The organism is Streptomyces sp. NPDC004610 (assembly GCF_040609715.1).
Classification (GTDB): domain Bacteria; phylum Actinomycetota; class Actinomycetes; order Streptomycetales; family Streptomycetaceae; genus Streptomyces.
The window spans coordinates 36244-57231 of sequence record NZ_JBEXLA010000047.1; the positions used below are offsets into that span (position 1 = coordinate 36244).

Below are 20988 nucleotides of genomic sequence, written 5' to 3' on the forward strand. Positions count from 1 at the left end.
GGCACAGGGGTGGGAGGGGGAGGGGACGGGAGGCGGCGGGGCAACCAGGGGGGGCTAGGGAGCTGACCGGGAACGGAGGGGAGGGCAACCAGGGGGCGAGGGGCGCGGACCGGGAATGAGGAGTGGGCACGGCAGGGCAGGGGCAAGGGAGGATCGACCCCGGTCAGGCCCGGCTCCGTAGCCCGTCCGCCCCCTCCACGTCGTCGAACACCCGGTCCTCACCCCGCTCGGTGAGTAGATACGCCTGTGCCTCGCCCACATGGAAGTACATCCCGTGCAACTCCAGCGCGCCCTCGCGCAACGCCTGCGCCACGGCCTCGTACGCCCGCAGATGCTCCAACTGCTGCACCACATTGGTCAGGCACAACTGCTCCACCGCGTCCGCCGGACGGCGTCCCGCGAGCCGGGGCCAGGGGCGCCCGACGTCCGCCATCCGCTCCAGGCTGGGCCGACCGTGCCGCAACCACCGTCTGAGCGGCGTCATCGCCCCACCCGGCTCGGCGTTCAGCAGGGCCTGCATCCCACTGCACCCCGAGTGCCCGCACACCGTGATGGACCGCACCCGCAACACATCCACCGCGTACTCGATCGCCGCGGCCACCGAGTCGTCCCCGCTCTCCGCACCCGGCAACGGCACCAGGTTCCCCACATTGCGCACCACGAACAGATCGCCCGGACCACTGGAAGTGATCATCGAGGTGACGACCCGTGAGTCCGCACAGGTGAGGAACAGCTGCGACGGCCGCTGCCCTTCCCTCGCCAGCCGCGCCAGCTCTCCTCGCACCAGCGGCGCGGTGTTCCGCTGGAACGCGCTGATCCCACGAGCCAACTGCTGACCGCTTTCATGGCCGCTGTCATGACCGGGGTCCGGATCGGCGTGGCCTTGGGGGTCGCTCTTGATGCCGGTGCCGGTGCCGACTCCGGTGCCGGTGGTGCTGGTGCCAGCGTTCGCGGCTTGGGCTGTGGCTGTGCCGGGGGCCGGTGCTGCTCCGGATTCCGGTCCGGCGTCCTTTCCGGCTCCGGCTGCGGCTACGACACCCCTGGCGTCCGGCCCGAGTACCGGGGCGTACCCGTCGGGCGCGGTCCGATCAGGTGAGCCGGGACCGAACCGACCGTCCCCCATCGATGCCGCCGATGTCTTCGACGCACTCGGTGCACCCGACGCACCCGACGCACTCGGTTCACCCGATGCCTCCAATCCCTCCGATGCCTCTCTCCTCTCCACCCCCTCCCTCTCACGCGCCGAACCCGTCGGCTCGCACTGATGGTTGCGCCACGGCGTCCAGGGCCTGCAACGGCAGTCGGCGATGGGCGCGTCGACGCCACCCGCCGCACCGGCGTCCCGGGCCACGCCGCCGTTCCCGGCAGCGGTCCCCGCTCCCCTGCAGTCCGCAGCTCCAGCAGGCCCGGACGGATCCCCGGAGGGACCCCGGGACGGCCCCCGGGACGGACCCCCGGAGGGACCCCAGGACGGGGGGACCCCAGCAGGATCCCCAGAGGAATCCCCGGACGGCCCGCCGGACGGACCCGAGCGCCCAGCGTCACCCTCCGCACCCCCGGCTCCCGCCGATCTCAAGCCATCCGAACCCCCCGTCACCCTCATCGCCCCGGAATCGCCGGACGGCACTCCCACCGCCCCCGCCGCACAGCCTTCTCCCAAGGCCCGCCCGGCACAGGCAGCTCCCACGGCGCCCCGTGCCCGCCCGCCTTCGATGCCCTCCGCGCTCCCCGAAAACCTCACGACCTCCCCTGCTTCCATGCCGGAGGCGTCCGTCCCCGACACCGGAAGGCTTACGTCGAGGTCGAGGAGCGGGATGGCCATGGGCCCGGTCAGCCGGGGACCGCGGCGGCCGGTCAGATGGACGGTGCCGCCCTGGGCGGTGTGGGTGTTGCGCCAGTCCTGGAGCGTTTCGTAGGCCGCGTGGTCCATGAAGGAGCCGTCCAGCACGACGACGGCGTGGGCCCCGTGCGGCACATGGTGCAGGGCACGGCTGAGACGGGGCACGGCGAGAAACGTCAACTGGCCTCTGACATGGATGTGATGGGCTCCTTTCTGTTCGTCGTAGGTGATCCGGGTGCGGGCCAGGCGGTTGAGGGCGACGGCCACGGCGACGGCGATCCCCAGTGTCACGCCCTCCAGGACGCCGAGGAGCACCACGCCGAGGGTGGTGACCGCGTAGACCAGCACTTCTCGGTGGCGGGTCACCGTGCGGATGTGGTTCAGGGAGACCATCTGGATGCCGACGGCCATCACCAGGGCGGCGAGTGAGGCGAGCGGGATCAGCTCCAGCACCGGAATCATCAAAAGCGCGGCGACTACTACGAGAACGCCGTGCAACATCGTGGAGTTCCGGCTCACGGCACCCGCGTTCACATTCGCCGAACTCCGTACGGCCACTCCCGCGACGGGCAGTCCGCCGAGCGCGCCGGAGGCGATGTTGGCGGCGCCCTGGCCGAGCAGTTCGCGATCCAGGTCGGAGCGGCCGATCTTGGCGGTGAGGCCGGGGCGGGCGCCGGCCAGCTTGTCCACGGCGACCGCGCCGAGCAGCGACTGCACACTGCACACCAGCGTGGTGGTGAGGACGGCGGTGGCCAGACCCAGCGCCGGGCCCTCGGGCAGCCCGGCCAGCGCATGGCTCTGCCAGGACGGCAGTTCCACCTTGGGCAGGGCGATCCCGGCGAGCGAGGCGGTGGAGGTGGCTCCGGCGACGGCGATGAGCGGGGCCGGGATTCTGCGCAGCAGGTGTCCGGGGCGGCCAGGGATCCGGGGCCAGAGGAACAGCAGGGCGAGGGTGAGCGCGCTCATCGAGACGGCGGCCGGATGCAGCTGCGCGAGCTGGGCGGGCAGCGCGGCGAGGTTGTCGAGGACCGCGCTCTGCGGGGTGCCGCCGAGGACGATGTGCAACTGGGCGATGGCAATGGTGACACCGATCCCGGCGAGCATGCCGTGCACGATCGCGGGGCTGACGGCGAGCGCGGAGCGCGCCACCCGCAGACAGCCGAGGCCCAGTTGGGCGAGCCCGGCGAGGACGGTGATGGCGCAGGTGGTTCGCCAGCCGTAGCGGTGGATCAGATCGGCGGTGACCACCGTCAGTCCGGCGGCCGGGCCGCTGACCTGGAGGGCGGAGCCGCCGAGCCGGCCGGCGACCAGTCCGCCCACGGCGGCGGCGACCAGCCCGGCCTGGAGCGGTGCGCCGGTGGCCAGCGCGATGCCCAGGGAGAGCGGCAGGGCGATCAGGAAGACCGCGATGGAGGCGGAGACATCGGCGCCCGCGATCCGGAAGCGGGGGCGGCGCCCGGCCGGGGGCGGGCTGTGCGGCTGGTGGACATGGCGCGCGCGCCGGGCGTCGACAAGGCGGGTCCCTTTGGCCCGTGCGGTTTCCAGGGCCTGGGGCAAGGTGCGGAAGGCAGACATCGGGTCCCGTCTCCTCCGGGGCGGCGCGGTCGCGGAACAGGTGGTCCCCGTGTGGGGCGGGGGTCGGGTCGCGGCCGTGGGACACGGCGTGCAGCGGCGGGATGAAATGAGCGATTGGTAAACGGATCGTAATCCGGAGTAAAGGTCAAGCATGGATTTAAGGGGCAAATGGGCTAAGAGATCACCTTGATGAGCGAATCAGTAATTCAGTCGGCTTGTCGTACTAATTCCTTCTCTGTTCCGTGCGAGCTTGACCGCGCCGCCGGTTCTCCCCGGCGGACGCCGTCCGGTCTCCGGCGGCGTGTTGGCCCGAGAGAAGGAAGAAGGTGGGCGGACATGGCCGCCACCCAGAGGATCGCCGCGGGGGCCGTGGTCGCCGCGGTCTGTGCCGTGTCGCTCGCCGGCTGCGGCATCGGCTCCGGCTCCACCGGTTCCGGGGAAGGGGCGGCCGGACCGGACAAGGCCCAGCCCGCCCCGGCGCCCAAGAGCGCGGTCCGGCTCATCGGCGACGGCTCCACCGCGTTCACCGGCGCCCAGCCGCGGCTGCCCCGCCCCGAGCGGCTGAAGCCCGGTCAGAAGCCCCCGCAGTTCGTGGTGTTCTCCTGGGACGGGGCCGGTGAGGACAGCCAGAGGCTGTTCTCACACTTCCGCGAGGTCTCCAAGCGGAACAACGCCACGATGACCTACTTCCTCAGCGGCGTCTATCTGCTGCCCGAGGAGAAACGCGACCTCTACCGGCCCCCGCAGCACTCCCCGGGCCGCTCCGACATCGGCTTCAACGACAACGAGGGCATCGCCGAGACCGTCAAGCAGCTCCGGCTGGCCTGGCTGGAGGGCAACGAGGTCGGCACCCACTTCAACGGCCACTTCTGCGGCGAGGGCGGGGGCGTCGGCGAGTGGTCGGTCGAGGAGTGGAAGGACGAGATCGCCCAGGCCAAGCAGTTCGTGAAGTCCTGGAAGACCAACACCGGCATGCGCGACGCCGCCCCGCTCCCCTTCGACTACGACAAGGAGCTGATCGGCGCCCGCACACCCTGTCTGGAGGGCCAGAAGAACTTCACCAAGGCCGCCGCCGAACTGGGCTTCCGCTATGACACCAGCGGTGTCAACAACCAGGTCTGGCCCGGCCGGAAGGAGGGCCTGTGGGATCTGTCCATGCAGCTCGTCCCCTTCCCCGGCCACACCTACGAGCAGCTCACCATGGACTACAACTTCATGGTCAACCAGTCCGGCGCCACCACCCAGGGCGACCCGTCCCAGTACGAGTACTGGGGCGACCAGATGCGTGACGGCCTGCTCCAGGGCTTCGATCGCGCCTACGACGGCAACCGCGCGCCCCTGATCATCGGCAACCACTTCGAGTCCTGGAACGGCGGCACCTATATGCGCGCCATCGAGGAGGTCGTCGAGGAGGTCTGCACGAAGTCGGAGGTGCGCTGTGTGTCCTTCCGCCAGCTCGCCGACTGGCTGGACGCCCAGGACCCGAAGACCCTGGACAAGCTGCGCACCCTGAAGGTGGGCCAGGCCCCGCAGCAGGGCTGGGAGCCCTTCCTGTCGGCGAGCCTGGCCCCGGCTCCCAAGGGCGTCCCGGGAGCACCGCCCGCCGACCGGAAGCAGTAGCCCCGGAAGCAGCAGCCCTGGAGGGGGCGGTGTTCCACGCACGGGCCGACGTCCCGCGCACGGACTGGCGCCCCGCGCACGGGCTGGCGCCTCATGCACGGGCTGGCGCCCCCCCCGCACGGACTACGCGGGAGCGGTGACGCTCTCGCCGAGCACGAAGCCGGGGTCGACCTGGGCGGCCAGGTCGGCTCCGGTGCGCTCGTTGCCCCACGACTGGGCGTTCTTCAGATGGAAGTGCACCATCTGGCGGGTGTAGTTCTCCCAGTCGCGCAGCGCGTAGGTCGCGTCGGCGGCCGTGTGCAGCTGCTCCAGGGCCCGGCGGTTGTGGTCCTCCAGCAGCTCGAACCGGGGCGGGCGGCCCTTCTCCATGGCCCGGACCCAGTCCGAGTGCCCGACCGTGACGAGCAGGTCGTCACCGGTCTCGGCGCGCAGGAAGTCCAGGTCGTCCTGCCCCTGCACCTTGTTGCCGACGACCTTGAGGGTGACGCCGAAGTCGCGCGCGTACTCCTTGTACTGGCGATAGACGGAGACCCCCTTCCGGGTCGGCTCGGCGACGAGGAACGTGATGTCGAAGCGGGTGAACATGCCGGAGGCGAAGGAGTCCGAACCGGCCGTCATGTCGACCACGACGTACTCGTCACGCCCGTCGACCAGATGGTTGAGGCACAGCTCCACCGCTCCCGTCTTGGAGTGGTAGCAGGAGACCCCCAGATCGGCTTCGGTGAAGGGCCCCGTGACCATCAAACGGACGGCCCCGCCGTCGAGTTCCACCGGCCGGGCGCAGGCGTCGTAGACCGGGTTGTTCTCGCGCACCCGCAGCAGCCGCGAGCCCTCGCCGGGCGGGGTCGTCTTGATCATCGTCTGGGCGGAGCCGACGCGCGGGTTGCTGCCGCGCAGATAGTCCTTGATCAGCGGCAGCCGGTCGCCCATGGCGGGCAGGGCCGCGGCCTGGTCGTCGTCCAGGCCGAGCGCGGCGCCCAGATGCTGGTTGATGTCGGCGTCGACGGCGACGACCGGGGCGCCGGTGGCGGCCAGATGGCGGATGAAGAGGGACGACAGGGTGGTCTTGCCACTGCCACCCTTCCCGACGAAAGCAATTTTCATGTTCAGTAAGCCTAGTGGTGCACGGCACCCGGCGGGCCCGGGGACGTGAAGAAGACCACTCCTTCGTGGGGTGCGCGCCCCGGGTGCGTAGGGTCGTACCCATGAGTACGACAGGCGCGACCGACGACCCGCTCGCGGCCCTGGGTTCGCTGCCCGGCGTGGCCGACTCCGTCGAGTCCGTACGCAAGGCCGTGGACCGGGTGTACCGGCACCGCGTCATGCGGCGGCGCAGCAACGAGGTCACCTCCGAGGCGGCGCTGCGCGGCGCGCGCGGTTCGGCGGCGCTCTCCGGCGCCGACTGGGCGCTCGAAGAGGTGCGGCGGCGCAGTGACTTCGGTGTGGAGGGCGAGGCCCGGGTCATGGGGGCGGCGCTGCGGCTGACCGCCGAGGCGGGTCAACTGCTGTCCATCTGGCGGCAGTCGCCGCTGCGGGTGCTGGCCCGGCTGCATCTCGTCGCCGCCGCGACCCGGGGGGACGAGGTGGGGCGCCCGCGGCTGGCGGGCGAGCCGGTCGACGAGCCGCTGCTCGCGCTCCCGTTGCCCGGCGCCGACGAGGTCGCGGGTCGGCTGGAGGGGCTGAGCGAACTGATCGTCGCGGGCGGTGCGGCCCCGGCTCCCGTCACGGCGGCCGTCGTCCACGGTGAGCTGCTGGCGCTGCGGCCCTTCGCCTCGTACAACGGGCTCATCGCGCGGGCCGCCGAGCGGATCGTGCTGGTCGGCAGCGGCCTGGACCCGAAGTCGGTGTGCCCGGCAGAGGTGGGGCACGCGGAACTGGGCCGTACGGCCTATCTCGCCGCCTTCGAGGGCTATGTCTCCGGTACGCCGGAGGGGATGGCGGCCTGGATCGCGCACTGCGCGCGGGCGGTCGAGCTGGGGGCGCGTGAGTCGACGGCGGTGTGCGAGGCGTTGCAGCGGGGCGCCGCCTGACGGCTGCCCCTGGGTGGGTGACCCGGGCCGGACAGGGTTGCGGCGGTACGAGGTCTCGTACCGCCGCTGGCATGGGTACCTGGTTACCAGGCGTCCTCGATGTATTGCCCATCAGGTCGGGAACTTCGCCCGTCACCTGGTGCGGCTGGCCCGTAATCGACGGGTCGACGTCGCGTGGGTGCCCTGTACACATGCGCGGTCCGTGGGGCCAGATGCGTTGTTTAAGGCGATCCTCTCGGATATGTCCTTGGTCTCGCGGGCCGTTGAGTCCTTTGTACTCCCGCCCCGAGGGGAGCGGAAGGGCTGGCTACGGTTCTTTACTTTTAGGTTCAAAAAGGATCAAAACAACAGTAATGAAGAGCTCATGACCGACGGATCGAAGGTGTGGGGAAAGGGGCAGGTCAGGGGGCGGGCCATAGGCGCAGGCCGTGGGATGGGCCATCGGTGCAGGCCATGGGCGCGGGCCATAGGGGGTTCATAGGGGCGGGTCAGGCGGCGGATCGTAGGGCCGCTGCTGCTGCCGCCGCCGCAGCCCGGCGGCGGCTGGCGTACCAGACCAGGCCCGCCGTGGCCGCGGCGGCCCCTATGGCGGCGGCTGCCACCAGGGCGGGGCGCGGCGGTACGGAGAACGAGGGCAGGCGCTGCTTGAGCCGGACCGGGCGGTGGAAATCCAGAATCGGCCACCCGCGCGCGAGGGCCTCGCGGCGCAGCGCCCGGTCCGGGTTCACGGCGTGCGGGCGGCCGACGCTCTCCAGCATCGGCAGATCGGTCGCCGAGTCGCTGTAGGCGAAGCAGCGGGCGAGGTCGTAGCCCTCGGAGGCGGCGAGCTGCCGGATCGCCTCGGCCTTGGTGGGGCCGTAGGCGTAGTACTCGACATCGCCGGTGAAGCGGCCGTCGTCGCCGATCACCATCCGGGTGGCCACCACCCGGTCCGCGCCGAGCAGCTCGCCGATCGGCTCGACCACCTCCGCGCCCGAGGTGGACACGATCACCACATCGCGGCCGGCGATGTGATGGTCCTCGATGAGGGAGGCGGCCTCGTCGTAGATCAGCGGGTCGATGATGTCGTGCAGGGTCTCGGCGACGATCTCCTGGACCTGGCGGACGTCCCAGCCGCGCACCAACTGGGAGAGGTAGGCGCGGGTGCGTTCCATCTGGTCGTGGTCCATGCCGCCGACGAGCAACACGAACTGGGCATATGCGGTACGCAAGACGGCCCGGCGGTTGATCAGACCGCCTTGGTAGAACGACTTGCTGAACGAGAGCGTGCTCGACTTCGCAATGACCGTCTTGTCCAGGTCAAAGAAGGCCGCTGTGCGGGGCAAGGAGTGGTTTTCCACGCCCTTGAGCATAGGGGCAGCCCATTCGGCGTAAGGTGAGGCGCGTGGGTTTGCCTGAGAGGGCTCTCGGGTACACCATGGAAGTCACGGATCGTTCGCGACCGTGCTAACCCGGTCCGGCTCCTCCCCCCCCCGAGTCGGCCGTGGGGACGACCCCCGCTCTCCCCCCCGGCGGGGGTCGTCGCATGTCCGGACGGCGTTTCGCGTTCTTCTCCTCATCTCCCGCGGCATAGGTGCCGTACAGGGGCGGCTGTGGCCGCCCCTTTCGCCTGTCCATGATCGGTCACTCTGCGTAGTGCTCGGGCTGCTCTGCGGGAGTCGCGCGGGATACGGCCCGGGGCCTGTGGGCCGTCACCGGTTTGGGTGACGGCGATATTCACAACCACCGAGTTGTCCACAGATTTCGACCAAGATCCACATCATTTCCAGGATCGCTGCACGCTCATTCCAACGCGCCGCGATCGATGCGAGTTCGCCATCGGCGGACCCGTTTCTCGGACGCGTTTGGCCGGTTTCCTTCGGCCGTTCAAATGGAGGCCGGATCCCCGGTTCTTCCTACGCACCCGAATCGCGGCGCCTCGGGGCGGCGCCGACCGCACCGATCAGACCGACCGCACCGATCACATCGACCGCACCGATCTCACCGATCTCACCGATCTCACAACGAGGGGGAGTCCCATGTCCGCCACCGTCACCCACGATCCGCCATCGCCCGGCCACGGCCGCCGGGCCGGACCGCTGATCCTCACCGAGGACCCCGGACTGCTGGACGACCTGCTGCGCCTGTGCGCGGCGGCCGGGGCCACGGCCGAGGTCCACCACTCGGTGCCCGAGCGCACCGACGCCTGGGAGGCCGCGCCCCTGGTCCTGGTCGGCGACGACGCCGCCGGGCGCGTCCGGGGTACGGCCCGGCGGCGCGGGGTCGTCCTCGTCGGACGCGACCAGGACGACCCCGGGGTGTGGGAGCGGGCCGTGCGGATCGGCGCCGACCATGTCCTGCTCCTGCCCGACGGCGAACAGTGGCTCGTCGACCGGATCGCCGATGTCGTCGAGGGCGTCGGACGCCCGGCGCTCACCGTCGGGGTGCTGGGCGGCCGGGGCGGGGCGGGCGCCTCCACCCTGGCCTGCGCGCTCGCCGTCACCTCCGCGCACGAGGGGCTGCGCACCCTGCTGGTGGACGCCGATCCCCTCGGCGGCGGACTCGACGTCCTGCTCGGCGGCGAGAGCGCCGAGGGCCTGCGCTGGCCCGCGTTCGCCGCCTCGCGCGGCCGGCTCGGCGCCGGAGCGCTGGAGGAGTCCCTGCCCGAACTGCACGCGCTGCGGGTGCTCAGCTGGGACCGCGGCGACCGGGTCACCGTGCCCGCACAGGCCGTCCGCGCGGTGCTGTCCGCCGCCCGGCGCCGCAGCGGCACGGTCGTGGTCGATCTGCCCCGCCGCCTGGACGACGGGGTGACCGAGGTGCTCTCCCAGATCGACATCGGCCTGCTCGTCGTCCCCGGCGAACTCCGCGCGGTCGCCGCAGCCGGCCGCATGGCGTCGACCGTGGGCATGGTGCTGCGGGACCTGCGGGTCGCCGTCCGCGGGCCGTACGCGCCCGGCCTCGACGACCGCGAGGTGGCCCGGCTGCTCGGGCTGCCGCTCGCCGGGGAAGTGCCCGTCGAGGCCGCACTGCTGCGCCCGGACGGGAGCAAGTCACCGCCCGCGGCCGGCGGGCGCGGCCCCCTGGCCCGGTTCTGCAAGGGATTCTGGGAGCGCGCCCTGACCGAGGCGAACGCGGCATGAGCGCGCGATCCGGATCCGCCCTGCTGGACGGGGTGCGGCAGTGGCTCGCCGAGAGCGGCGCCGAACCCACCCCCGCGCGCGTGGCGCAGGCCCTGCGCGAACAGGGCCGGGTCCTGGGCGACGCGGAAGTGCTCGGGGCCGCCCGCCAGTTGCGCTCCGAACTGATCGGCAGCGGCCCCCTGGAACCCCTCCTCGCCGACCCGTCGGTGACCGACGTCCTGGTCTCCGCCCCCGACCGGGTCTGGGTCGACCGCGGCGGCGGCCTGGAACTGACCCCGGTCGCCTTCCCCGACCCGGCGGCCGTACGGCGGCTCGCACAGCGCCTCGCCGCGGTCGCCGGGCGGCGCCTGGACGACGCCCGCCCCTGGGTCGACGCCCGCCTGCCCGACGGCACCCGGCTCCACGCGGTGCTGCCCCCGGTCGCCGTCGGCTGTACGTGTCTGTCCCTGCGGGTCGTCCGCCCGCGCGCGTTCACCCTGGGCGAACTCGTCGCGGCGGGCACGGTGCCGCCCGGCGGGGACCGGATCCTGCGCGCGCTGCTGGCCGCCCGGCTGTCCTTCCTGATCAGCGGCGGCACCGGCAGCGGCAAGACCACCCTGCTCAGCGCCCTGCTCGGGCTGGTCGGGCCCGGCGAACGGATCGTGCTGGCCGAGGACTCCGCGGAACTGCGCCCGGACCACCCCCATGTCGTACGGCTGGAGGGCAGACCGGCCAACCAGGAGGGCGCCGGCCTGGTCACGCTGGAGGACCTGGTGCGCCAGGCCCTGCGGATGCGGCCGGACCGGCTGGTCGTGGGCGAGGTGCGCGGACCCGAGGTGGTGCATCTGCTGGCCGCGCTCAACACGGGCCACGAGGGCGGCTGCGGGACCGTCCACGCCAATGCCGCCGCCGACGTCCCCGCCCGGCTGGAGGCCCTCGGTACGGCGGCGGGCCTGGACCGGGCGGCCCTGCACAGCCAGCTGGCGGCGGCCCTGTCCGTCGTCCTCCACCTGGTCCGGGACCGTGACGGGCGGCGGCGGATCGACGAGGTGCGGGTGCTGGAACGGGACCCGGCCGACCCGTCGGGCCTGGTGCGGACGGTCCCGGCGCTGCGCTGGGCAACGGGGGCCTTCGCGCGCGAGCGGGGCTGGGAGCGGCTGGAGGCGCTGCTGAGCGGGGCCCCGGGCGACGGGGAGGGACCGGCCGCGGTGACCGGGCGACGGAAGCGAACGGAAGGGAACGGGCGAGATGGGAGTGAGCGGGATGGGTGAGGTCTGGACGGGGGCGGCTCTGGGGTGTGTCGGGGTCGCGGTCCTGCTGATGGGTGGCGGGCCGTTCGGTGCGCGGCGGACGCGGCTGCTGTTCGCCGATGGGGGTGGTGTGGGGCACGGTCCGCCGCTGTGGCCCCGGTGGGCGCGGGTCCGGGTGCGTGTGCGCGTGCGTGTCGAGTGGTGGGTGCCGGTGGCCGGGCTGGTGCTGGGCATCCTGGGCGGCTCGGTGCTGCCGGTCGTCGCGGGGGCGGCCGGGATGCCGATGGTCCGGCGGATGCGGCGCGCGCGGGAGGCCCGACGGGACCGGGAGCGCCGGACGGCCGAAGTGATCGCGCTGTGCGGGGCACTGGCCGGGGAGGTGCGGGCGGGACGGCAACCGGGCGACGCGCTGACCCGGGCCGCCCGGGAGTCCGACGGGCTCGGCGCGGCGCAGCCGGCGGTGCTGGCGGCGGCCCGGTTCGGCGGGGACGTCCCCGGGGAACTGGCCGGGGCGGCACGGCAGCCGGGCGCCGAAGGGCTGCTGGGGCTGTCGGCGTGCTGGCGGGTGGCGGTCGACCAGGGCGCGGGGCTCGCGGCCGGGCTCGACCGGCTGGACGCCGCCCTGCGCGCCCAGCGGGACCGACGGGCCGACCTGCGCGCCCAGTTGGCGGGCGCCCGCGCCACTGCGCTGATGCTCGCCGGGCTGCCCGCGGCGGGCCTGCTGCTCGGCACCGCCCTTGGCGCGGACCCGCTCCACGTCCTGCTGCACACCGGCCCCGGCCTCGTCTGCCTCGCCGCCGGCCTGGTGCTGGAGGCCGCCGGGCTCTGGTGGGCCCTGCGCATCGTCCGCCGGGCGGAGGCGGCATGAGCGGCGGGGTTGTCCACAGCCTGGGGGCGGCCCTGGGGACGGCGCTGACCCTCACCTGGGCGGTACGGCGGCTGCGGGCCGCCCGACGGGAGCGGCGGGTACGACGCCGGATCGCCCGACTGCTCACGCCGGGGACGGCGTTGCCGGGGCGGCGGCTTCCGGCGGGGGCCGGGTGGGCGGTGGTCCGGCGCTGGGCGCCCTGGGGCGGTGTCGTGGGCGCCGGGTGGGTGCTGATCGGCGGGGCCGCGGGCGTGGCGCTCGGCGCGGTCGGGGCCGTCGGCCTGTGGTGGTGGCGTCGGCGGCAACGCGCGGGGAGGGCGGCGGACCCGGTGGCCGACCTCGCGGAGGCCGGACGGCAACTCCCGCTCGCCGCCGATCTCCTGGCCGCCTGCATCGCGGCCGGCGCGGGTCCGGTGCCCGCCGCCCACGCGGTGGGCGAGGCGCTCGGCGGCCCGGTGGGGGACGCGCTGGCCCGGGGCGCGGCCGAGGTCCGGCTCGGAGCCGAACCGGCCACGGCGTGGCGTGCACTGGCCGCGCTGCCCGGCGCACGGGGTCTGGCCCGGCTGCTCGCACGGGCCGACGAGTCGGGGCTCCCCGCCGCCGCACCGGTCGCCCGGCTCGCCGAGGACACCCGCGCGCAGTGGACCCGGGAGGCGACGGCACGGGCCAGGAGAGCAGCCGTACTGATCAGCGCTCCGGTGGGGCTGTGCTTTCTGCCCGCGTTCATCGCGGTGGGGGTGGTGCCGGTGGTGCTGGGGATGGCGAGTGAGGTGCTGGGCGGGGGGTGAGGGGAGGTGGGGTGGAGGGCGGGGGAGCGGCAAGCGAAGGACGACGGACGAGGCGTGATCGGCGGACCGCCGATCGGCAGGCGATCGGCAAGTGAGAGACGACCTACGGGGGTTGAGATGTACGGACTGGTACGCGCGCGGGTGCGTGTATGGGCGGGGTGGGTACGGGCGCGGGCGCGGGTGGTGCGCCGGGCACGGGGTGACGCCGGAATGGTGACCTCCGAGTACGCGCTCGGCCTGGTGGCGGCGGCCGGGTTCGCCGTCGTGCTCTATCGGGTGCTGACCAGCGGAACGGTCGGCGCGAAGCTTCAGTCGATGGTCGAGAGTGCCCTCGATGCGGGCATGTGAGCCGGGGTCGGCGGACGAGCGGCGGAACGAGGGCCCGGCGGGGCGGCGGTCGGACGGCGGCTTCGTGACTGTGGAGGCGGCTGTGACGCTCCCGGTGCTGGTGATGTTCGCCATGGCCCTGGTCTGGGCGCTGTTCGTCGCGGCGGCGCAGATCCAGTGTGTGGACGCGGCCAGGACCGGCGCCCGCGCCGCGGCCCGCCAGGACCCCGACACCGCGGTCGTCGAACTGGCCCGAGCCGCCGCCCCGCGCGGAGCGGAGGTCACGCTCGGCCGGGAGGGGGACCGTGTCCGGGTGGTGGTCGTGGCCCGGCCCCCCTTGCTGGGCGGGCTCGCCTTCCATCTGCGGGAGGAGGCCGTGGCGGTGGTGGAGGGGACGAGCGCGGGCGGGGCGGCGCCCGGGACGGTGGAGGTTGTGCCGTGACGGGGAGGTTCCGGGGCTGGTGGGCGCGGGGTGCGAGCGAGTCGGCCGGGGCGTCCCGCGCGACCAGGGGCGTCGGGTTCATCGGGGCCGCCAAGGGCGCTGTCAAGGTGCCCAGAGTGGCAGGCGCGGCCCGGGACCGAGGTTCCGCGACCGTCGTCAGCCTCGCCGTCGTCGCTGTGCTCTGTGTGGTCTTCGGCACGGTGCTCGCCCTGGGGCAGGCCGTCGTGGTCCGGCACAGGGCGGCGGCCGGGGCCGATCTCGCGGCGCTGGCGGCGGCCGAGTACTGGGCCCGTGGTTCCACCGCGGCCTGTGCTCGGGGGAGGGAAGCCGCGCGGGCGCACGGTGTGCGGCTGGTGCGGTGCGTCGTCGCCGGGGAGGTCTCGGACGTGACGGCGGCCTCGGGGCGGGGCCTGTTCGAGGCGGAGGTACGGGCGCGGGCGGGACCGGCGACGGCGTACGGCCCTGGGCCGCCCCCGTGAGCCGCCTGCCGGGCGGGCGTACGGTCCTGAGCCGCCCTTGTGGCCGCCCTGGGCGGGCGTACGGTCCTGAGTGTCCCTGTGAGCCGCCCCGGCGTCCCGGCCTGGCCCCCGTCAGTCGCCCCGGCGTCCGGCCCGGACCCGCCCCGTCAGCCGCCCTCGGCCGGTATCCAGCGCAGCCACACGCCACCCCGGCGTCCAAAGCGACTGAGCCCCGCCCCGCCCTCGCCCCGCCCCCCGCGTCCAGGACGCCCCGCCGCCCCACCCCCGGCGCCCAGGCGCCCGCCGCCCCCGGCGGCCCCCCCCGGCGGCCCCCCACAGCCACCAAAGGGCCGCATGACAGCCCCTGGGCCGACGCCTACGAGCCCTCCCGAGCCGCTCCCTGGGCTCCCCCCTCCGCCTCCCCTTCAGCCTCCTCTTTCGCCTGCCCTTCCGTATCCCCCGCCGCCTCCCCCTCCGGCACCCCCCGGAGCAACTCCGTGAGCAGCCGCACGGCACCCCGCTTGTGCAGGGGATCGTTGCCGTTGCCGCACTTGGGGGACTGGATGCAGGACGGGCAGCCGGCGTCGCACTCGCAGGACGCGATGGCCTCGCGGGTCGCGGTGAGCCACGCGCGGGCGGTGTGGAACGCGCGCTCGGCGAAGCCCGCGCCGCCGGGGTGGCCGTCGTAGACGAAGACCGTCGGGAGCAGGGTGTCGGGGTGCAGGGGGACCGAGACGCCGCCGATGTCCCAGCGGTCGCAGGTGGCGAAGAGCGGGAGCATGCCGATGGAGGCGTGTTCGGCAGCGTGCAGAGCGCCGCCGAGGATCTCGGGGCCCACGCGGGCGGCGTCGAGCTGGTCCTCGGTGACGGTCCACCACACCGCGCGCGTGCGCAGGGTGCGGGGCGGGAGGTCCAGCTTGGTCTCGCCGAGGACCTCGCCGGTGATGAGACGGCGGCGCAGGAAGGAGACGACCTGGTTGGTGACCTCGACCGAGCCGAAGCAGAGTCGGCCCGCGCCCCAGGGGATCTCGGTGTCGGTGTCCAGGACGGAGATGGAGGTGGTGTCGCGGGCGACCGTGGAGTACGGGGGGCTCGCCTGTTCGACCAGGGCGACGTTCTCGTCCAGATCCAGGGAGCGGACCAGATAGGTGCGGCCCTGGTGGAGGTGGACCGCGCCCTCGTGGACGGTGGCGTGGGCGGCGCCCGCGTCGACGGTGCCGAGCAGCCGGCCCGTGCCGGACTCCACGATCTGCACGGGGCTGCCGCCCTCGCCGCGGATGTCGGTGAGGTCGGCGGCGCGTTCCCGGCGGGTCCAGTGCCAGGCGGTGGCGCGGCGGCGCAGCAGCTTCGCGGCCTCCAGCTGCGGCAGCAGGGCGGCGCTGCCGGGGCCGAAGAGGTCGAGGTCGGCGTCGGTCAGGGGCAGCTCGGCCGCCGCGGCGCACAGATGCGGGGCGAGGACGTACGGGTTGTCGGGGTCGAGGACGGTGGACTCGACGGGCTGGTCGAACAGGGCTTCGGGGTGATGGACGAGGAAGGTGTCCAGCGGGTCGTCGCGGGCGACCAGGACGGCGAGAGCGCCCTGTCCGGCCCGCCCCGCCCGGCCCGCCTGCTGCCAGAGGGAGGCACGGGTGCCCGGGTAGCCGGCGATGAGGACCGCGTCCAGACCGGAGACGTCGATCCCCAGTTCGAGGGCGGTGGTGGCGGCGAGGCCGAGCAGCTCGCCGGAGTGCAGGGCCTGCTCCAGGGCGCGGCGCTCCTCGGGGAGGTATCCGCCCCGGTAGGCGGCGACACGCCGGGACAGGGACCGATCGATCTCGGCCAGGCGCTCCTGGGCGATGACCGAGATCAGCTCGGCGCCGCGCCGGGAGCGCACGAAGGCGACCGAGCGCACACCCTGGACGGCGAGATCGGTGAGCAGATCGGCGGTCTCGGCCGTGGCGGTGCGGCGGACCGGGGCGCCCCGCTCGCCCTCCAGGTCGGTCAGCGGGGGCTCCCACAGGGCGAAGACCAGCTCCCCGCGCGGGGAGGCGTCGTCGGCGACCTCGACCACGGGCAGCCCCGTCAGCCGCCGGGCGGCGACGGCGGGCTCGGCGGCGGTGGCGGAGGCCAGCAGGAAGACCGGGGAGGAGCCGTAGCGGGCGCAGAGCCGGCGCAGTCGGCGCAGTACCTGGGCGACGTGCGAGCCGAAGACGCCCCGGTAGGTGTGGCACTCGTCGATCACGACGTACTTGAGGGCCTTGAGGAAGGACGACCAGCGGGGGTGGGAGGGCAGGATCCCCCGGTGCAGCATGTCCGGATTGGTGAGGACGTAGGTGCCGTACTGGCGGATCCACTCGCGCTCCTCGAACGGCGTGTCGCCGTCGTAGACGGCGGGGCGCACGGCGGTGCCCAGGGGGCGTGAGAGTTCTTTCACGGACCGGCACTGATCGGCCGCCAGGGCCTTGGTGGGGGCCAGGTACAGGGCGGTGGCGCCGCGCCCGTTCGGGGCCTCGGAGCCGTCCAGGAGGGTGGAGAGCACGGGGACCAGATAGGCCAGGGACTTGCCGGAGGCGGTGCCGGTGGCGACCACCACCGACTCGCCGTCCAGGGCGTGCTCGGCAGCCTGCGCCTGGTGGGCCCAGGGGTGCTCGATGCCCGCGGCCTGCACGGCGGCGACGACCTCGGAGCGGATCCGGTCCGGCCAGACGGCATGGCGGCCCGCGCGCGGGGGCAAGTGCTCCGTATGAGTGATGCGCGCGGCCCGGCTCGGGCCCGAGGCGAGCCGGTGCAGGACCGCGCCCGGGGCGGGGCGGGGCGCGGAGTCCGTCGGGAGTCGATCGGAACGGTGATTCTTGGCCATCGGCACCGAGTGTGTCATTGGAGTGACGGACAATGGGCTCAAGGCGTCGTGCACGCCTGCCGGTAAGTGATTGAATGCCATCGCGGCTGGCGAACCGTCCCGGGGGCTCCGCCGAGGTGCCCAAGGGCGACCGCTCGATAGCAAGGTGCTGGAGGATCCGTGGACCTGTCCCTGTCGACCGAGACCATCGGCGATCGCACGATCGTCAGGGTCGGTGGCGAAATCGACGTATATACCGCGCCCAAGCTGCGCGAGCAGTTGGTCGAGCTGGTGAACGACGGGAATTTCCACCTCGTCGTGGACATGGAGGGCGTGGACTTCCTCGACTCCACCGGTCTCGGCGTGCTGGTCGGCGGCCTGAAGCGTGTGCGGGCCCATGAGGGCTCCCTGCGCCTGGTGTGCAACCAGGAGCGCATTCTGAAGATCTTCCGCATCACCGGCCTCACCAAGGTGTTCCCCATTCACACCACGGTCGACGAAGCGGTAGCGGCCACCGACTGATCATCCGGTCCGGGTCGCCCCGCGCGGCCCGGACCGGCCCTGTTTTCTGGGGGACCGGGGCGTTCGACGGCCCGGCCCCCGCTCGCACGCCCGTAGCTCCGAGGGGGATGCATGGCCACCGTCGAACTCCGCTTCAGCGCGCTTCCCGGGCATGTCCGTACCGCCCGGCTGGTGGCGGCTGCGGTGGCGCGCAGGGCCGGGGTGGACGAGGCCGTCCTCGACGAGGTGCGGCTCGCCGTCGGAGAGGCGTGCAGCCGGGCCGTGGGCCTGCACCAGAGCGCCGGGATCACCGCGCCGGTGCGGGTGGCGCTGGTCGAGGAGGAGAAACAGTTCTCCATCGAGGTCGGCGACGAGGCCCCGCGTTCGGTGCCCGGTGGCGCCGGGTCGAGCGACGCGACGGACGCCGAGGCCGAGGAGGACGAGATGGGCCTCGCGGTCATCAGCGGCCTGGTGGACGACGTCGAGGTCACCTCCGACGCGCACGGCGGGCTGATCCGGATGACCTGGCAGACGACCCCGCCGGAGGCGGCGGTTCCGGCGTAGGTTCCGGCACAGCGCCGCCCGTTCGGGTCGCACACACGTTTCGCCTTACTTTTTCGAGGGTCCCGCAGAGCGGGGCCCTTGATTTTTTTCCGGGTTCCTCAGCGCCGCACAATTCGTGAATGAATTCACGATCAAGCTTTAATTCCTTCAGTGCATTACAGCTTTCCGGATCATGGTTTCTGGGCGATCATTTACCGAAGGTCATGTGAAAGTACCTGTGAAGCAGAATTCCGCTTACCGCGCACTGTTTTGATCAGAGTAAGATCCCTACAATCCGTCCACATCTTGAGCTCAGCCCAAGCGTCAAGGAGGACGAATGGCGGGGCTTTCTTCCCCTCATCAACTGGATCATCCGCTGGTCCATTCACTGGATCATTCGCTGGATCATCCATCAACCTTCGCAGCCGCCGTGCTGACCGACGACAACCGCGTCATGGTGATGGTGATCGCGGCCGTCGCGTTGGCTGCGCTCGTGGTCGCCGGTGTGCTGCTGCGGCAGGTGCTCGCCGCGGGCGAGGGCACCGACAGCATGAAGAAGATCGCGGCGGCCGTCCAGGAAGGCGCGAACGCCTATCTGGCCCGGCAGTTGCGCACGCTCGGTGTATTCGCGGTGATCGTTTTCTTCCTGCTCCTGCTGCTGCCCGCCGACGACTGGAATCAGCGCATCGGGCGATCGGTGTTCTTCTTGATCGGCGCGCTGTTCTCGGCGGGCACCGGCTATATCGGCATGTGGCTGGCCGTACGGAGCAATGTGCGGGTCGCCGCGGCGGCCCGGGAGGCGACTCCGGCCGAGGGTGAGCCGGAAAAGGATCTCACCGAGGTCTCGCACAAGGCGATGAAGATCGCATTCCGTACCGGCGGTGTCGTCGGCATGTTCACGGTGGGGCTCGGACTGTTCGGCGCCTCCCTCGTGGTGCTGGTGTACGCGGCCGACGCGCCGAAGGTGCTGGAGGGTTTCGGTCTCGGAGCCGCCCTGATCGCCATGTTCATGAGGGTCGGCGGCGGCATCTTCACCAAGGCCGCCGACGTGGGCGCCGACCTGGTCGGCAAGGTCGAGAAGGGCATCCCGGAGGATGATCCGCGCAACGCCGCGACCATCGCCGACAATGTGGGCGACAACGTCGGCGACTGCGCCGGAATGGCCGCAGACCTGTTCGAGTCGTACGCCGTGACGCTGGTGGCCGCGCTGATCCTGGGCAAGGTCGCCTTCGGTGACGCGGGGCTTGCCTTCCCGCTGCTGGTGCCCGCCATCGGGGTGATCACAGCCATGATCGGGATCTTCGCGGTCGCTCCCCGCCGCAGCGACCGCAGCGGCATGACCGCGATCAACCGGGGCTTCTTCATCTCCGCGGTGATCTCGCTCGTCCTGGTCGCCGTCGCCGTCTTCATCTATCTGCCGTCGTCGTACGCCGACCTCGACGGCGTCACCGACGCGGCGATCGCGGGCAAGGGCGGCGATCCTCGGATCCTCGCCCTGGTCGCGGTGGGGATCGGCATCCTGCTGGCCGCCGTCATCCAGCAGCTGACCGGCTACTTCACCGAGACCAACCGGCGCCCGGTCAGGGACATCGGCAAGACCTCGCTGACCGGCCCCGCGACCGTCATCCTGGCCGGTGTCTCGGTCGGCCTGGAGTCGGCCGTCTACACCGCGCTGCTGATCGGGCTCGGCGTGTACGGGGCGTTTCTGCTCGGCGGGGCGTCGATCATGCTGGCGCTGTTCGCCGTCGCGCTGGCGGGCACCGGACTGCTCACCACGGTCGGGGTGATCGTCGCCATGGACACCTTCGGGCCGGTCTCCGACAACGCCCAGGGCATCGCCGAGATGTCCGGCGACGTCGAGGGCGCGGGCGCGCAGGTGCTCACCAACCTGGACGCCGTCGGCAACACCACCAAGGCCATCACCAAGGGCATCGCCATCGCCACCGCCGTTCTCGCGGCGGCGGCGCTCTTCGGGTCGTACCGCGACGCGATCACGACGGGGGCGCGGGACGTCGGGGAGAGACTCACCGGCGAGGGCGTCCCCATGACCTTGATCATGGACATCTCGCAGCCCAACAACCTCGTCGGGCTGATCGCCGGCGCCGCGGTCGTCTTCCTCTTCTCGGGGCTGGCGATCAACGCGGTGTCCCGGTCGGCGGGGTCGGTGGTCTACGAGGTGCGGCGCCAGTTCCGCGAGCGGCCCGGGATCATGGACTACACCGAGCAACCCGAGTACGGAAGGGTCGTGGACATCTGTACGAGGGACGCTCTGCGGGAACTGGCCACGCCGGGGCTGCTGGCGGTGCTGGCGCCGATCTTCATCGGGTTCACGCTGGGCGTCGGCGCGCTCGGCGCGTTCCTGGCGGGCGCGATCGGCGCGGGCACGCTGATGGCGGTGTTCCTCGCCAACTCCGGCGGTGCCTGGGACAACGCGAAGAAGCTGGTCGAGGACGGTCACCATGGCGGCAAGGGCAGCGAGGCGCACGCCGCGACGGTGATCGGCGACACGGTCGGCGACCCGTTCAAGGACACCGCGGGGCCCGCGATCAACCCCCTGCTGAAGGTCATGAACCTGGTCGCACTGCTGATCGCCCCCGCGGTGATCAAGTTCTCGTACGGCGCCGACGAGAACCTCACGGTCCGCGTCCTGGTAGCCGTACTGGCGTTCCTGGTGATCGCCGGGGCGGTGTACGTGTCCAAGCGGCGCGGGATCGCCGTGGACGATGACGATGGCGGGGACGCGGGAGACGCGGGGAAGTCGTCCGCACCGGCGGATCCGGCGGCGGTGCCTTAGGGAGCAGCGGGTGGCGGGGCCACTCGGCGACTG

General features: G+C 72.6%; 16 protein-coding genes. 12 read left to right on the plus strand and 4 right to left on the minus strand.

Annotated elements, in window-relative coordinates; translation table 11 throughout:
- Nucleotides 1-163: 163 nt before the first annotated feature.
- Complete coding sequence (locus ABZX40_RS36650; RefSeq protein WP_355736259.1) at nucleotides 164-3415, minus strand: bifunctional SulP family inorganic anion transporter/carbonic anhydrase; 3252 nt, start codon at nucleotides 3413-3415, stop codon at nucleotides 164-166.
- A 336-nt stretch (nucleotides 3416-3751) separates the two neighbouring features.
- Here ABZX40_RS36650 and ABZX40_RS36655 point away from each other — a divergent pair, with 336 nt between their 5' ends.
- Nucleotides 3752-5035: a hypothetical protein gene (locus tag ABZX40_RS36655; protein WP_355736261.1), complete on the plus strand. Its 1284-nt coding sequence runs from the start codon at nucleotides 3752-3754 to the stop codon at nucleotides 5033-5035.
- Between the two features lie 123 nt (nucleotides 5036-5158).
- Here ABZX40_RS36655 and ABZX40_RS36660 read toward each other — a convergent pair whose 3' ends face one another.
- The gene (locus ABZX40_RS36660) at nucleotides 5159-6139 is read right to left on the minus strand and encodes an ATP-binding protein (protein WP_355736264.1); all 981 of its coding nucleotides are present in this window, start codon (nucleotides 6137-6139) and stop codon (nucleotides 5159-5161) included.
- 101 nt (nucleotides 6140-6240) lie between these two features.
- On the opposite strand from ABZX40_RS36660, the gene ABZX40_RS36665 reads away from it, so the two are divergent.
- A complete protein-coding gene (locus ABZX40_RS36665; protein ID WP_355736266.1) occupies nucleotides 6241-7065 on the plus strand; it encodes an oxidoreductase in 825 nt (274 codons plus the stop codon).
- A gap of 488 nt (nucleotides 7066-7553) precedes the next feature.
- Here the strand turns inward: ABZX40_RS36665 and ABZX40_RS36670 are convergent, their stop codons facing one another.
- Entirely contained in the window at nucleotides 7554-8417 is an 864-nt protein-coding gene (locus ABZX40_RS36670) for an HAD family hydrolase (protein ID WP_355736268.1), read from the minus strand.
- 666 nt (nucleotides 8418-9083) lie between these two features.
- Here ABZX40_RS36670 and ssd point away from each other — a divergent pair.
- The 7 genes from ssd (at nucleotide 9084) to ABZX40_RS36705 (ending at nucleotide 14320) form a co-directional block, all read left to right on the plus strand.
- Nucleotides 9084-10187 carry a septum site-determining protein Ssd gene (gene ssd, locus ABZX40_RS36675; protein WP_355736270.1) on the plus strand — a complete coding sequence of 368 codons (1104 nt, stop codon included), beginning with the start codon at nucleotides 9084-9086 and terminating at the stop codon, nucleotides 10185-10187.
- Nucleotides 10184-11437, plus strand: a complete 1254-nt coding sequence (locus tag ABZX40_RS36680) for a TadA family conjugal transfer-associated ATPase (protein WP_355736273.1) — start codon at nucleotides 10184-10186, stop codon at nucleotides 11435-11437. The genes ssd and ABZX40_RS36680 overlap by 4 nt, the downstream gene beginning before the upstream one ends.
- Nucleotides 11415-12284, plus strand: a complete 870-nt coding sequence (locus ABZX40_RS36685) for a type II secretion system F family protein (RefSeq protein WP_355736276.1) — start codon at nucleotides 11415-11417, stop codon at nucleotides 12282-12284. Before ABZX40_RS36680 ends, ABZX40_RS36685 begins: the two co-directional genes overlap by 23 nt.
- Nucleotides 12281-13072 (plus strand): type II secretion system F family protein, encoded by a 792-nt coding sequence (locus ABZX40_RS36690; RefSeq protein WP_355736279.1) that lies wholly within the window; start codon nucleotides 12281-12283, stop codon nucleotides 13070-13072. The genes ABZX40_RS36685 and ABZX40_RS36690 overlap by 4 nt, the downstream gene beginning before the upstream one ends.
- Before the next feature lie 117 nt (nucleotides 13073-13189).
- Nucleotides 13190-13420, plus strand: coding sequence for a DUF4244 domain-containing protein (locus ABZX40_RS36695; protein ID WP_355736282.1), 231 nt, complete (start codon nucleotides 13190-13192; stop codon nucleotides 13418-13420).
- A complete protein-coding gene (locus ABZX40_RS36700; protein WP_355736285.1) occupies nucleotides 13407-13841 on the plus strand; it encodes a TadE family type IV pilus minor pilin in 435 nt (144 codons plus the stop codon). Before ABZX40_RS36695 ends, ABZX40_RS36700 begins: the two co-directional genes overlap by 14 nt.
- A gap of 116 nt (nucleotides 13842-13957) precedes the next feature.
- Nucleotides 13958-14320, plus strand: coding sequence for an Rv3654c family TadE-like protein (locus ABZX40_RS36705; RefSeq protein ID WP_355736333.1), 363 nt, complete (start codon nucleotides 13958-13960; stop codon nucleotides 14318-14320).
- 355 nt (nucleotides 14321-14675) lie between these two features.
- Here ABZX40_RS36705 and ABZX40_RS36710 read toward each other — a convergent pair whose 3' ends face one another.
- On the minus strand, nucleotides 14676-17219 hold the full coding sequence (locus tag ABZX40_RS36710; RefSeq protein WP_355736288.1) for a DEAD/DEAH box helicase: 2544 nt from the start codon (nucleotides 17217-17219) through the stop codon (nucleotides 14676-14678).
- Between the two features lie 78 nt (nucleotides 17220-17297).
- Here ABZX40_RS36710 and ABZX40_RS36715 point away from each other — a divergent pair, with 78 nt between their 5' ends.
- The 3 genes from ABZX40_RS36715 (at nucleotide 17298) to ABZX40_RS36725 (ending at nucleotide 20955) form a co-directional block, all read left to right on the plus strand.
- Entirely contained in the window at nucleotides 17298-17639 is a 342-nt protein-coding gene (locus ABZX40_RS36715) for an anti-sigma factor antagonist (RefSeq protein WP_355736290.1), read from the plus strand.
- Nucleotides 17640-17750: 111 nt separating this feature from the next.
- Nucleotides 17751-18182 (plus strand): ATP-binding protein, encoded by a 432-nt coding sequence (locus ABZX40_RS36720; RefSeq protein ID WP_355736293.1) that lies wholly within the window; start codon nucleotides 17751-17753, stop codon nucleotides 18180-18182.
- 409 nt (nucleotides 18183-18591) lie between these two features.
- The gene (locus ABZX40_RS36725; RefSeq protein ID WP_355736296.1) at nucleotides 18592-20955 is read left to right on the plus strand and encodes a sodium-translocating pyrophosphatase; all 2364 of its coding nucleotides are present in this window, start codon (nucleotides 18592-18594) and stop codon (nucleotides 20953-20955) included.
- Nucleotides 20956-20988: the final 33 nt, after the last annotated feature.

Bases quoted from the DNA above. Each gene is read 5' to 3' on its own strand.
- ABZX40_RS36655 (WP_355736261.1), top strand. From the start codon at position 3,752: ATGGCCGCCACCCAGAGGATCGCCGCGGGGGCCGTGGTCGCCGCGGTC.
- ABZX40_RS36710 (WP_355736288.1), bottom strand. From the start codon at position 17,219: ATGGCATTCAATCACTTACCGGCAGGCGTGCACGACGCCTTGAGCCCA.
- ABZX40_RS36690 (WP_355736279.1), top strand. From the start codon at position 12,281: ATGAGCGGCGGGGTTGTCCACAGCCTGGGGGCGGCCCTGGGGACGGCG.
- ssd (WP_355736270.1), top strand. From the start codon at position 9,084: ATGTCCGCCACCGTCACCCACGATCCGCCATCGCCCGGCCACGGCCGC.
- ABZX40_RS36665 (WP_355736266.1), top strand. From the start codon at position 6,241: ATGAGTACGACAGGCGCGACCGACGACCCGCTCGCGGCCCTGGGTTCG.
- ABZX40_RS36700 (WP_355736285.1), top strand. From the start codon at position 13,407: ATGCGGGCATGTGAGCCGGGGTCGGCGGACGAGCGGCGGAACGAGGGC.
- ABZX40_RS36720 (WP_355736293.1), top strand. From the start codon at position 17,751: ATGGCCACCGTCGAACTCCGCTTCAGCGCGCTTCCCGGGCATGTCCGT.
- ABZX40_RS36650 (WP_355736259.1), bottom strand. From the start codon at position 3,415: ATGTCTGCCTTCCGCACCTTGCCCCAGGCCCTGGAAACCGCACGGGCC.
- ABZX40_RS36695 (WP_355736282.1), top strand. From the start codon at position 13,190: ATGTACGGACTGGTACGCGCGCGGGTGCGTGTATGGGCGGGGTGGGTA.
- ABZX40_RS36685 (WP_355736276.1), top strand. From the start codon at position 11,415: ATGGGAGTGAGCGGGATGGGTGAGGTCTGGACGGGGGCGGCTCTGGGG.
- ABZX40_RS36660 (WP_355736264.1), bottom strand. From the start codon at position 6,139: ATGAAAATTGCTTTCGTCGGGAAGGGTGGCAGTGGCAAGACCACCCTG.
- ABZX40_RS36680 (WP_355736273.1), top strand. From the start codon at position 10,184: ATGAGCGCGCGATCCGGATCCGCCCTGCTGGACGGGGTGCGGCAGTGG.
- ABZX40_RS36670 (WP_355736268.1), bottom strand. From the start codon at position 8,417: ATGCTCAAGGGCGTGGAAAACCACTCCTTGCCCCGCACAGCGGCCTTC.